10 protein-coding genes are annotated in these 13,203 nt (G+C 59.5%); 7 read left to right on the top strand and 3 right to left on the bottom strand.

Annotated elements, in window-relative coordinates:
• Positions 1-18: 18 nt before the first annotated feature.
• Positions 19-1,491, bottom strand: a complete 1,473-nt coding sequence (locus SIAM614_RS26705; protein WP_006939387.1) for a sensor domain-containing diguanylate cyclase — start codon at positions 1,489-1,491, stop codon at positions 19-21.
• 407 nt (positions 1,492-1,898) lie between these two features.
• A complete protein-coding gene (locus SIAM614_RS26700; protein ID WP_006939386.1) occupies positions 1,899-3,500 on the bottom strand; it encodes a peptide chain release factor 3 in 1,602 nt (533 codons plus the stop codon).
• Between the two features lie 178 nt (positions 3,501-3,678).
• On the opposite strand from SIAM614_RS26700, the gene SIAM614_RS26695 reads away from it, so the two are divergent.
• Positions 3,679-4,233, top strand: coding sequence for a DUF2585 domain-containing protein (locus SIAM614_RS26695; RefSeq protein WP_006939385.1), 555 nt, complete (start codon positions 3,679-3,681; stop codon positions 4,231-4,233).
• Positions 4,234-4,402: 169 nt separating this feature from the next.
• On the opposite strand, the gene SIAM614_RS26690 is transcribed toward SIAM614_RS26695, so the two are convergent.
• Entirely contained in the window at positions 4,403-5,437 is a 1,035-nt protein-coding gene (locus SIAM614_RS26690) for a LacI family DNA-binding transcriptional regulator (protein WP_006939384.1), read from the bottom strand.
• 202 nt (positions 5,438-5,639) lie between these two features.
• On the opposite strand from SIAM614_RS26690, the gene SIAM614_RS26685 reads away from it, so the two are divergent.
• The 6 genes from SIAM614_RS26685 to ytfQ all read left to right on the top strand — a co-directional run bounded on the left by SIAM614_RS26685 (position 5,640) and on the right by ytfQ (position 13,151).
• Entirely contained in the window at positions 5,640-7,163 is a 1,524-nt protein-coding gene (locus SIAM614_RS26685) for a sugar ABC transporter ATP-binding protein (protein ID WP_006939383.1), read from the top strand.
• Between the two features lie 2 nt (positions 7,164-7,165).
• The gene (locus tag SIAM614_RS26680) at positions 7,166-8,182 is read left to right on the top strand and encodes an ABC transporter permease (RefSeq protein ID WP_006939382.1); all 1,017 of its coding nucleotides are present in this window, start codon (positions 7,166-7,168) and stop codon (positions 8,180-8,182) included.
• Positions 8,183-8,289: 107 nt separating this feature from the next.
• Complete coding sequence (locus SIAM614_RS26675) at positions 8,290-9,246, top strand: substrate-binding domain-containing protein (RefSeq protein WP_040441259.1); 957 nt, start codon at positions 8,290-8,292, stop codon at positions 9,244-9,246.
• A 90-nt stretch (positions 9,247-9,336) separates the two neighbouring features.
• A complete protein-coding gene (locus SIAM614_RS26670; RefSeq protein WP_006939380.1) occupies positions 9,337-10,392 on the top strand; it encodes a sugar phosphate isomerase/epimerase family protein in 1,056 nt (351 codons plus the stop codon).
• A gap of 236 nt (positions 10,393-10,628) precedes the next feature.
• A complete protein-coding gene (locus tag SIAM614_RS26665; protein WP_006939378.1) occupies positions 10,629-11,789 on the top strand; it encodes a Gfo/Idh/MocA family protein in 1,161 nt (386 codons plus the stop codon).
• 408 nt (positions 11,790-12,197) lie between these two features.
• Entirely contained in the window at positions 12,198-13,151 is a 954-nt protein-coding gene (ytfQ, locus tag SIAM614_RS26660) for a galactofuranose ABC transporter, galactofuranose-binding protein YtfQ (RefSeq protein ID WP_006939376.1), read from the top strand.
• The last annotated feature ends 52 nt before the right edge of the window (positions 13,152-13,203 follow it).

Below are 13,203 nucleotides of genomic sequence, written 5' to 3'. Positions count from 1 at the left end.
AGGGCCGGTCTTTCTTTGTCAGCTTGGCTGTGCCGCCGATTGAATGGGGACGTTCCGGAAATCCAGAAGGTCGGCGGAGTAGACCGCAACCTGTGCCCTGCCCCGCCGTTTTGCCGAGTATAGCGCGACGTCGGCCTTGCGCAGCAGTTCCGACGGCTTTTCGGAAAAGGCAACACCGACACTGGCCCCGAACGTATAGGTGGCCCCATCCAGGTTCACCGGCCGGCTGAGCTGCTCCACGATCGCGCGGCTTGTCGAAAGCACCCGCTCCCGCCGCGCCCTCCCGAACACGATCACGAATTCGTCTCCCCCCAGCCGCACGACCGTATCGTCCACGTTGGCAAGCCCCGTCAAAGCTTCCGCAACATAGAGCAGCACGACATCTCCGGTTTCATGTCCGTAGGTATCGTTTATGTCCTTGAACCGGTCGAGGTCGACGTAGAGCAACGCGTGACCGTCCGCCAAAGGCTTGACGTCCTGTAACAGCGCAAGCTTCTCATCCAGGAGGCGCCTGTTGCCAAGCCCCGTCAGAGGGTCGCTTCTGACCTGATTGGCCAGCAGGTCCTTGACCTTTTCTGCCTGGTGCTTGGCTTGCGCAAGTGCCCGGACCGTTTCCGCCGCGCGGTGGAAAAACGTGCGCGCCGAGAAGAACATGCCGAGATAGACCACCAGCACCCCGATGGCGAGCAGTGGCAATATCCGGAACCCGGCAAGTTCGGGGTTCCACACGAAAAACCCGAGATGCCGCCTGTCGACAGTCTCAACGTCGAACCCTGCCTGCCAAAAGGCCGGCGGAAAACCAGAAAGTCCCAGACCGGGCAGGTGATATTTCTCAGCCATCTCAGCCAGGAGCAAGGCATTGACCGGCCGCGCGAAAACCAGCACGTGATCGGTGCTGGTTTCATTGTCCTCCTTGTAGGAGGTTAGCAAAACAGCGCTGGCGAGATAGAGCTTCTCAAGAGTACCAACCAGCCCTGTCGCAGGAACCGGCGCCTCGTCCTTCGGCGTGTTGCGGGCATCGGCAATCAGCACGCTCATCGAAGGCCCGTAGCGGCTATGGAGATCCACGTCGGCAATCTTGCCTTCAACGACGTGAACCTTGGGCTGGTTGTTGCCATCGAACAGATGAATGCCCTCGATGTGCAACTCTTCCTGCATGTAGTCGACGAAGATCTCGCGAACCCAGGTGAGATCCAGAGTTTCGACAAGGTTATCGACCGCGTCGTTCCAATAGCCGTATTCAAGCGTGATATCCGCCAGATGATCGGCGCGGTCGCCAAGCGTGGCCGTGAAAATATCTTCCGACGACCGGATGGAGTGACGATCAAGCATCCAGGAGAGAAACGACACAAAAACCATCAGGCTGACCGCGCTGATGAACACGGTTACCCAGAAAGGCTTGGACAGACGGCGGATTTCTACCGCTTGCGCTTCACCCTTGGCTTTCTGAAGCGGCGGCGAACCATGCCCGATAGGAGGCTTGTATCGCACTTGCTCGTTCGCTCTCTTAGCTGCATTACCGTTGGAATTGTCAGTATTTCGGCAGCTTCAAATATCCTAGACAAGCCTTCGCGCGCGATCAACCGAAGAAATATTGTTTAAAATCAATACTTAGAGGTCTATCAGGCTGCTAGGGAACGGCGAATGCGCCCATCCCTACAATTTACAATGTATTTATGTGAAAAGATCTTTGCTCTATTCGTAATTGTCCGAGGAGCCTTTGCGTAATCCCAATTCGTTTCTCTTGTGAACAAACGTCCCGGCATCTTCCGAGCGGTCAGGAGGGTTTGGTCCCATACCCTTTTGCCCCCCTGGCCTTCTGCCCTGAAGCCCCTGCAGACCACAGGAGCCAGAAAACGCGCAAAGAACGGACATATTATCGTGCGCGATAATCCGGATTACGCCTCGTAGACGATCTCTCGCGTTTCGCGGAATTTCACGTCCGGGAATTTTTCGGTGACATGACCGATCTCCCAGGCGTTCTTGAACAGGAACACCGGCTTGTCGTCCCGGTCGTTGGCAATCGACATGCGGTGGCCTTCCAGCATCTTCTGCAAGGTCTGGCTGTCGGTTTCGATCCAGCGAGCGGTGGTATAGGGCACGGCTTCAAAGCCGATTTCCGTGCCGTATTCCGCCTTGAGCCGGTCGACCACGACATCGAGCTGCAGTGCTCCGACCACGCCAACAATCCAGTTTGAGCCGAGATCCGGCTTGAAGATCTGCACAAGACCTTCTTCCGCCAGATCCTGAAGACCCTGGCGCATCTGCTTGACACGCATGGTGTCGGACAGGCGCACGCGGCGCAGGATTTCCGGTGCGAAGGCCGGCAGGCCGGTGACGTGAATGTTCTCGCCTTCGGTGAGGGTATCGCCGACGCGCAACTGGCCATGGTTGGGCACACCGATGACGTCGCCCGGATAGGCAAGATCGGCGATTTCGCGTTCCTCGGCAAAGAAGAAGATCGGCGCGGAAACGGCAATCTGCTTGTCGGCGCGCACGTGTTTCAGCTTCATGCCACGCTTGAAGGTGCCGGAGCATAGGCGCACGAAGGCAATGCGGTCGCGGTGCTTGGGGTCCATGTTGGCCTGCACCTTGAAGACGAAGCCGGTGACCTTGTCTTCCTGCGGCATGATGGTGCGTCCACCGGTGGCCGGCTGGGAGTGCGGCGGCGGAGCGAAGTCGGCGATGAAATCGAGCACTTCCTCGATGCCGTAGTCGCGCAGGGCCGAGCCGAAGAACACCGGCGTCAAGTGCCCCTCCAGGAAGCTTTCCCTGTCGAATTCGGCGTAGCCTTCGGCCCCCAGTTCGACGTTCTCGGTCAGTTCATCCATGATCCGGTCAAACACCGTGCCGGTGAGAATCTCGTCGTCGAGGCCGGAAACGTCTTTCGTCTGGGTGTAGGCACCGCCGCGCTCGCCGCTGGAGGTGTGAAACTTCTTCTTCTGCCAGTCATAGACGCCGAAGAAGTCCGAGCCCATGCCGACGGGCCAGGTCTGCGGAGACACGTCGAGCGCCAGAGCCTCCTGCACCTCGTCCAGGATTTCCAGCGCATGACGGCCTTCACGGTCGATCTTGTTGACGAAGGTGATAATCGGAATGTCGCGAAGGCGGCAGACTTCGAACAGCTTGCGGGTCTGGGTTTCAATACCCTTGGCGGCATCGATGACCATGATGGCCGCATCGACGGCAGTCAGCGTGCGATAGGTATCCTCGGAGAAGTCTTCGTGGCCCGGCGTGTCGAGCAGATTGTAAACGATGCCCTTGCGCTCGAACGTCATGACGGAGGATGAGACGGAAATGCCGCGTTCCTGCTCGATCTTCATCCAGTCGGACCTTGCGCGGCGGCGTTCGCCGCGAGCGCGCACTTGGCCCGCCGCCCGGATCGCGCCGCCCGACAGCAGCAGCTTTTCGGTCAAGGTCGTCTTACCGGCATCCGGGTGAGAAATGATCGCAAAGGTGCGCCGGGACTGATAGGGCGCCGTGCCGTTGAGGCCAGTCATGAAGATCTCCTGATCCCAAATCCGGCGGGGCCGCGCGAACGCGCCGGAAAAACCGGGGCGCAACCTTCCACTCAGAGCCGGACGGATTGATGTTTCGTTGGCGGAAGGTCATAGAGAGAAATCTTGAAGATTTCCAGTAGAGAATCGCCAATCTGCCCCGACGGTCCGAGGAGAGCCCGTGAGCAAACGCAAATGCCTGATCGTCGGTCTGGTGATGATCGCTGCCACAGCGGCCATTCTTTTGGCCATGGGGCGAATCCCGATCTGTGATTGCGGCTATGTTCTTTTGTGGACACCGGCCAGCGATGTCGCCGGTTCCTCGCAACATATTTCCGACTGGTACACGCCCTCACATATCATCCACGGCTTCCTGTTCTATCTGTTCTTGTGGCTGATCTTCAGACGCAGTTCCGTGGGTGAGCGGGCGCTTGGCGCGATCTTTATCGAGGCTGCGTGGGAAATTGTCGAGAACAGCCCCTGGATCATCGACCGGTACCGCGAAGCCACCATCGCGGCGGGCTACACCGGCGACAGCGTGCTGAATTCCGTCTTCGATATTCTCTGGATGCTCGCAGGCTTCTTTTTTGCCTGGCGTATGCCCGTCTGGGTGACGGTTCTGGTCGGGATTGCCTTTGAACTGCTGGCGCTCTGGGTAATCAGAGACAATCTAACGCTGAACGTGCTGATGCTGGTTTACCCGGTCGAGGCCATAAAGACCTGGCAAGGCGGGTAAACGCCGACGCGGCTGAGCACGCTCGCGACGCCAAAGTTGGCAATGTTCTGCAGCGTCTGGCGTTCGGAACAACTGGTTTGAATGTGCCCGCGTGGTGGATCCTCGCCCCTTCCCCTTCTCAAACAGGGCAGCGCTGAACGAGTGCACCAAATTCATCAGTTGCAGGTCGTCACTTCAGCTTGCGGGATATCCCACCGCAGCTCTCGCGAACGATCAGATCGCCGTGGAGCAGATGGGTCTGTGTTTCCAGCGACCGGTTCGCCAGGCGGTCCAGAAGGATCGTCATGGCCTTTTCGCCGATATGCTGGCGGGGCTGGCGGATTGTCGTCAGACCGGGCGTGAAATTGTTGGCAAAGGGAATGTCGTCAAAGCCGAGAACGGAGAAGTCCTCCGGCACACGGTAGCCGCGCAGTTGCAGCGCGGAGATCACGCCGATGGCGGTGTTGTCGTTGAAACAGAAAAAGGCGGTCGGCAGATCGTCCTTGATGAACAGCCGCTCAACGGCTGCGCGCCCGCTCTCGCTGGAGCCGTCGCCCTCCACCCGCCAGTCCCGCAATGCCTCGGGCGATTCTTTCAAGCCTTGCAAGTAGCCCGAATGGCGCAGATCGCTGCGGATGTCGGCCGGCCCGCCGGAAATAAAGGTGATCCGCCGGTGCCCAAGCGAGATCAGGTATTCGGTCGCGACTTTGGAAGCCGCGACATCATCCACCCCGACATAGCTGATTTCCGGGTTCGAGACCGGACGCTCCGTCGCAACGATCGGCGGCAGGTTCGTGAGCGGCGTCTGCGGCTGCCCGGCAACCGGAATATGCCCTGTCAGCAGCACCAGTCCGTCGGCCATGCCTGTCGACAGGAACCGCAGGTAATTCTGCTCCAGCCCGGTTGTGCCTTCCGTGTTGCCAATGAGAACACCGTAACCACGGTCGTTTGCCGCCTTTTCCAGCCCTGTCAGAATGCCGGCGAAATTGGGATCTGCGATGGAAGACGCCAGAACCAGCACCATCTGCGAGCGTTGCATGCGCAGGTTCTGCGCCATGGCGTTGGCGGTGTAGCCGGTCCGGGCAATGGCGGCGGTAACCTTCTTGCGTGTGCTCTCGGCAACCTTCTCCGGCGAACGCAAGGCCCTGCTGACGGTCGCGATGGAAACGCCCGCCAGTTTCGCTACATCTTCAATGGTCGCCGGCCGCTCGCCCGGTTCGCTCATTTCCCGTTTCCAGACATGCTGCGGTGCGGCCTTCGGATAAGTCCATGAATCGCAACGCCATCTACGCTGTATAGAACGCAATGCACACGATGAAAAGGTTTACAGCGCCCAATGTAAAGGTTTACACGATCCATGAAAACGTTTACATGAGACGAATGGCGCTTGAGAGGGAGAATGCTCTGGCGCCTTGGGAGGAAAAAGAATGAGCGTGGACACCACTGCTCCGGCAGCGGTCATCGAGGCCGTGAACATCAGTAAATCCTTCGGGCCGGTTCCCGTGCTGTTCAGTGTCAGCATGGACGTCCGCCCGGGCGAGGTTCACGCGCTCATCGGCGAAAACGGCGCCGGCAAGTCGACGCTGATGAAAATCCTCTCCGGTTTCCATGATCCCACCTCCGGCCAGATCCGTCTCGACGGCAAGCAGACCGACCTGCCCCCGAATGGCGGCGCGGAGAAGCTGGGCGTGGTCCTGATCCACCAGGAACTCAACCTCGCCGAACAGATGACGGTGGAGGAAAACGTGTTCCTCGGCCGCGAGCTCAAATCCAACGGCTTCCTGGACAAGGCGGCCATGCAGGCAACCGTCCGCAAGTATCTGGACGAGATCGGCCTCGACATTTCTCCGACCGACCGCATTTCCGACCTCACCATTGCCCAGAAGCAGATGGTCGAGATCGTCAAGGCCGTCAGCCGGAACGCCCGCATCCTGATCATGGACGAGCCGACCGCCGTTTTGACCGAGGAGGAAACGCAGGTCTTCTTCCGTCAGGTGGAAAAGCTGAAGGAAAGCGGCGTCGGCATCGTGTTCGTGTCGCACAAGCTCAATGAGGTCAAGGAGATTGCCGACCGGGTGACCATCCTGCGCGATGGCCAGTGGATCGATACGCGGGCCTCCAGCGATCTGACGCCGGACATGATGGCCCAGATGATGGTCGGCCGGGAACTTTCAGACCTTTACCCACCCATGCATGAGGCGGATGTCGATGCCGAGCTCGTTCTGGAAGTCCAGAACCTGCGTGCCCCGTCCGTGAACAACGTCAGTTTCAGCCTGCGCAAGGGCGAAATCCTGGGCTTTTCAGGCCTGATCGGCTCCGGCAGAACGGCCGTGTTCGAGGCTATTTGCGGCCTTGCACCGATCGAGGCAGGAACCATCAGGCTTTTTGGACGCGACACCGGCCCCACGACCGTCGCGCAAGCGCGGGACCTTGGTCTCGCCTATCTCACCAAGGACAGGAAGGAAAAGGGACTGCTTCTCGACAAGAAGATGCGCCCCAACCTCACCCTGTTCGCCCTGCCGAAATTCGTTCGCAATTTCAGGCTCGACAGCAAGGCGGAAGAAGACGCGCTCAACCGTGCCATCCGCCGCTTCGACGTGCGGGCACGCGACAAGGAAATCACGGTCGGCAAGCTGTCGGGCGGCAACCAGCAGAAACTGCTCCTGGCGAAGATCATGGAATGCGATCCGAAGATCGTCATCATCGATGAACCGACTAGAGGCATCGATGTCGGCACCAAGCAGCAGATCTACCATTTCATCGCCGCTCTTGCCGCAGAAGGCGTCTCTGTCGTGGTCATCTCGTCGGAAATGCCGGAAATCATCGGCATCTGCCACCGGGTGGTGGTGATGCGCGAAGGCCATATCACCGGCGTTCTGACCGGCGATCACATCAACGAAAACGAAATCATGCGCTATGCCGCCGGGCTGAAACGGGAGGAACTCCATTGACCATGATGACCGCGTCTGACGATACAGCGGCCAAGCCGGCCAAACGGTCTTCCATAGACTTCAAGACAATCGGCCCTGCAGTTGCGCTTTTGATCCTGTGCATCATCGGCTTTCTGCTCAACCCTGCCTTCGTCAGCGAAGGCAACCTGACCAACCTGCTGACGCGTTCCGCCTTCATCGGCATCATCGCGGTCGGGGCGACCTTCGTCATCACGGCAGGCGGCATCGATCTCTCGGTCGGGTCCATGGCAGCGGCCATTTCCGGTGTCATGATCATCATCATGAACAATGCGGTAGAGACCATGGGCAGCGGGGTTCCAACGGTCCTGCTCGGCTGCGGCCTTGCCATCGTGCTCGGCATCGGCGCCGGCTGGGTGAACGGTGCCCTGACGACAAAGGGCAAGATCGAAGCCTTCATCGTGACACTCGGCACCATGGGCATCTACCGCTCGCTGGTGACCTATTTCGCCGATGGCGGCACCCTGTCGCTCAACTTCGATATCCGTGGAACCTACCGGCCCGTCTATTACGACACGTTTCTGGGCCTGCCCTTCCCTGTCTGGGTGTTCATAGCGGTTGCCATCTGCGGCTGGCTGCTGTTGAACCGCACCGCGTTCGGCCGCTATTGCACGGCCATCGGCTCGAATGAAGCCGTCGCCAGATACTCGGCGATCAACGTGGACCGGGTGAAGACGCTTACCTATGTCATCCAGGGTCTGTGCGTTTCCTTTGCCACCATCATCTACGTTCCCCGCCTCGGCTCGGCCTCTGCCTCCACCGGTGTGTTGTGGGAACTTGAGGCGATTGCCGCGGTGATCATCGGCGGTACGGTTCTGAAAGGTGGCTATGGCCGGATCGGCGGCACCATTCTGGGCGCGCTGATCCTCACCACCATCGGCAACATTCTGAACTTCACCGATGTGATCTCGAACTACCTGAATGGAACCATGCAGGGCCTGATCATCATCGTTGCAGTGTTTCTTCAGCGCAGTGACTGGAAGCTCGGCAAGAGCAAGTAAGCCCCTGAGCTGATTTCAACCGAACCGGGACCCGTCCCCAAATTTAATGACCGGATCGCACCGGACGGGAGAGGTGCGTCCAGATGGCAGCATTGAAGGAGGAAGCAATGCTCATGAAGAAAGCTTTGGGAGTGATCGCGGTAACCGGTGCGCTGGCTTTTGCAGGCGCTGCGGTTGCGCAGGAAAAGATCAAGATCGGCGTCAGCTATCCGACCCCGACCCATGCCTGGGCAGCCGGCATGAACTGGCATGCGGAACAGGCGGAAAAGCGTCTTGAGGCGCTTTATCCGGATGTCGATCTGATCCTGGTGAACTCGCCGGATCCGGAAGCCCAGGCAAGCGCCCTGGAAGATCTCGTCTCCGTTCACCAGATCGACGCCCTGGTGGTTCTGCCGTTCGAATCCGAACCGCTGACCGACCCGGTGCTGAACGTCAAGAAGTCAGGCGCATGGATCACGGTCGTTGACCGCGGCCTCAGCCAGCCGGGCATCGAAGATCTTTATGTGGCCGGCAACAACCCGGAACTGGGCCGTGTTTCCGCCCAGTACATGAAGACCCGTCTGAAGGAAGGCGACAACATCGTCATCCTGCGCGGCATTCCGACGGTCATCGACAATGAGCGCTTCGACGCGTTCATGGCCGAGATCGAAGGCTCCGGCATCAACGTGCTCGACCACAAGCACGCGAACTGGAACCGCGACGACGGCTTTGAAGTGATGCAGGACTTCCTGTCCCGCTTCCCGGACATCGACGCGGTCTGGGCTCAGGACGACGACATCGCCATTGGCGTGGTTGCCGCTCTGAAACAGGCCGGACGTGACGGCGACGGCATGTTCGTCGTGGGCGGTGCCGGCATGAAGGAAACCATCAAGGCCATCATGGACGGCGAAACGCTGATCCCGGTCGATGTTCTCTATCCGCCGGCGATGATCGCCACCGCCATGGACCAGACGGTTGCGGCCTTCAAGTCCAACGGTCCGGTTGCCGGCCGCTACATTCTGGGCGCGACGCTGATCACGCCGGAGAATGCTGAAAACTACTACTTCCCGGATTCGCCGTTCTAAGGCATCGGGACGTAGCGGGCCGGGGTCTTTCGCGATGGGACCCCGGCCCTTCCCGCCTCAACTCACCTTCCCCGATTTCTGGAGATTGTCATGAAAACCATCAAGGGCCCGGCGTTGTTTCTCGCCCAGTTTGCCGGGGACGAAGCGCCGTTCAATTCCTGGGCCTCGATCACCAAATGGGCCGCGGACTGCGGCTATCTCGGCGTTCAGGTACCCAGTTGGGACAGCAGGCTCATCGACCTTGAAAAAGCGGCCAGCTCCAAGACCTATTGCGACGAATTCATCGGGACGGCGCGCGAGAACGGCGTCGAGATCACCGAGCTCTCCACCCACCTTCAGGGCCAGCTCGTTGCCGTGCATCCGGCCTATGACACGGCTTTCGACGGCTTTGCCGCACCGCACGTCCATGGCAATCCGGCTGCCCGGCAGGCCTGGGCCGTCGACCAGGTGAAACTGGCACTGGCCGCCAGCCGCAATCTCGGCATTACGGCCCACGCGACCTTTTCGGGCGCGCTTGCCTGGCCCTATGTCTATCCGTGGCCGCAGCGGCCTGCCGGCCTGATCGAAACAGCTTTTGATGAACTTGCCAGACGCTGGCGCCCGATCCTCGACTATGCCGAGGAAATGGGGGTTGATGTCTGCTATGAAATCCACCCGGGCGAAGACCTGCACGACGGCATCACCTTCGAAATGTTCCTGGAGCGCGTCAACGATCATGAGCGCTGCAAGATGCTCTACGACCCGTCCCACTACGTGCTGCAATGCCTCGACTATCTCGACAACATCGACATCTACAAGGACCGGATCGGCATGTTCCACGTCAAGGATGCCGAGTTCAATCCGACAGGACGCCAGGGCGTTTACGGCGGTTACCAGTCCTGGGTCGACCGTGCCGGCCGCTTCCGGTCCCTGGGCGACGGCCAGGTCGATTTCGGCGCCGTCTTTTCCAAGATGGCCGCGAATGACTTCGACGGCTGGGCCGTGGTCGAGTGGGAATGCTGCCTGAAGCACCCTGAAGACGGTGCCCGTGAAGGCGCGGACTTCGTGAAGGCGCACATCATTCGCGTCACCGAAAAGGCCTTTGATGATTTTGCCGATGGCGGTAGTGATGAGGCAGCCAACCGGAAGATGTTGGGGATCGGGTAACGGGACCACTCAGGGGCCGGCTCGTGCCCTCGGCCCCTGCCCCACTCGACCACGCCCGAGCAGAACCGTCAGGTCCGTCTCAAAGGATGGGCGGCATCCGCACTTGCGCCCAGCCCATGCCTCGAGACAGCGCATTCGCGCTTTCTCGAAAGATGGATTCCAAATATGTAAACAGGGCGTGTAATCGATTACAGTGCCCGGCACGATAGAGCCGAAACAGTTTCAGGAGGAGCGACATGGCCATTGAAGGAAAAGACACGGCGCAGACACGCCCGATCAGGCTCGGCATGGTCGGCGGCGGCAAGGATGCCTTTATCGGAGCCGTTCACCGGATTGCCGCGCGTATCGACGGCGCATACGAACTGGTGGCGGGCGCCCTGTCTTCCACCCCGGAGAAGGCTCTCGAATCGGGCCGGGCACTCGGGCTCAAGGAAGATCGCATCTATGGGTCCTTTGAGGACATGGCCAAGCGGGAAGCCAGGCTGAAGGATGGCATCGAGGCCGTCGCCATCGTCACGCCGAACCATATGCACTTTCCGGCGGCGAAGGAGTTCCTGAAGCGCGGGATCCATGTCATCTGCGACAAGCCGCTGACCTCGACCCTGGCCGATGCCAAGAAATTCGTGAAGGCAGCGGAAAGCTCCGATGCGCTGTTCTTCCTGACACACAATTACACCGGCTATCCGATGGTTCGCCAGGCCCGTGAGATGGTGGCAAATGGCGATCTCGGCACCATCCGCGTCGTGCAGGTGGAATACCCCCAGGACTGGCTGACCGTGGAACAGCACAACAAGCAGGCCGAATGGCGCACCGACCCGGCGCGCACGGGGCTTGGCGGCTCCACCGGCGATATCGGCACCCATGCCTATAACCTTGCCTGCTTCATCACCGGCGAGCCTGCGGAAAGCCTTGCTGCCGACCTGCAGTCCTTTGTTCCCGGCCGGCAGGTGGATGACAACGGCCATGTGATGCTGCGCTACGCCAGTGGGGCGCGCGGCATGTTGTGGTGTTCGCAGGTGGCCCCGGGCAACGAAAACAACCTCAAGATTCGCGTCTATGGCGACAAGGGTGGGCTCGAGTGGCATCAGGAAGACCCGAACTACCTTCACTTCACAGCGTTCGGTAAGCCGAAGCAGCTTCTGACCCGTGGTGGCGCCGGCATGCTCGACAGCGTTGCCTCCGCCACCCGCATTCCACCCGGTCATCCGGAAGGTTATCTGGAAGGCTTTGCCAACCTCTACAAGGACGCCGCCGAGGCAATCCGGGCCCATCAGGCCGGCAAAGACATCTCTTCGCTGGTGCCGGGTATCTCGGACGGGCTTGCGGGTGTGCGTTTTGTCGATGCCTGCGTTCGCTCCTCTGCGAGAAACGCTGCCTGGGTGAAGCTGGACGGCTAAGCGTGCCCGCGCCCGCAATCTCAGAAGCCCGGGTCCTTGCACCCGGGCTTTTGCCGTTTTTCAAGGGAGCACTCTCCGCTGTGGCGGCGCTTTCTGATGCTTCCTCTTCGTCCGAGGTGACAAATGGTGAGCTTCAATCCGTCCTCATCATGTCATGGCTCGCCGATCGCATCGATGCTGTTTCCCGACATCTGGCGAGGGCTTGGGAAACACAACCGGAACGGCATCAACCGCCATATCAAGCCCGGGAATAACGATGGGACGAGGTCATTCATATTTCAATTTTCTGCATTTTTACAAACACTTAAATCTTCCATTCGCACCGCACAACGTTCCTCGCTTTACAAAAGTAATAAAGTATTACTTAATGCCGATTGTGAGGATAATACACCTTGTGGAGGAGACCCTATGAAACTCAAGGCAATGCTAATTGCCGGGGCACTGTCGTTTGTCCCGATGACCGCCATGGCTGCCGATCTGACCATCGGTTTTTCGCAGATCGGATCGGAATCCGGTTGGCGTGCCGCTGAAACAACCGTCACCAAACAGGAAGCTGAAAAGCGCGGCATCGATCTGAAATTTGCCGACGCCCAGCAGAAACAGGAAAACCAGATCAAGGCGATCCGGTCTTTCATCGCGCAAGGCGTCGATGCGATCCTGCTCGCCCCTGTGGTCGCGACCGGTTGGGATGAAGTTCTGGAAGAAGCCAAGGACGCCGAAATCCCGGTCGTGCTGCTTGACCGGACCGTCGATGCACCGGACGATCTCTACATGACCGCCGTTACGTCTGACCTCGTTCACGAAGGCAGTGTTGCCGGCCAGTGGCTGGTTGACGAAACCGCGGGCGAGAAGTGCGACATCGTCGAACTTCAGGGCACGACCGGTTCCAGCCCGGCCATCGACCGCAAGAAGGGCTTCGAGCAGGCGATTTCCGGCCATGACAACCTGAACATCGTCCGCAGCCAAACCGGCGACTTCACCCGCAGCCAGGGCAAGGTCGTGATGGAAAGCTTCCTGAAAGCCGTTGGCGGCGAGAACATCTGCGCTCTTTACGCCCACAACGACGACATGGCCGTCGGCGCTATCCAGGCCATCAAGGAAGCCGGCCTGAAGCCGGGTGAGGACATCAAGATCGTTTCGATCGACAGTGTTCCGGACATCCACCTGGCGATGGCAAACGGCGAAGCCAATGCCACCATCGAACTGACCCCGAACATGGCAGGCCCGGCGCTGGACGCCCTTGAAGCCTATCTTGCCGACGGCACCATGCCGCCGAAGTGGATCCAGACCGAGTCCAAACTCTACACGCTCAAAGATGATAACATGGCCATCTACGAGATGAAGAAAGACCTGGGATACTAAGAATGATCCCGATGCCGGGCGGCTCGCCGCCCGGCATCTCAAGGTTCAGGTA

Origin of the sequence: Roseibium aggregatum IAM 12614, assembly GCF_000168975.1 — a bacterium.
Lineage (GTDB): Bacteria > Pseudomonadota > Alphaproteobacteria > Rhizobiales > Stappiaceae > Roseibium > Roseibium aggregatum.
Note: the sequence above shows the minus strand (reverse complement) of the source record. Positions and strands in the feature narration are given on the sequence as shown.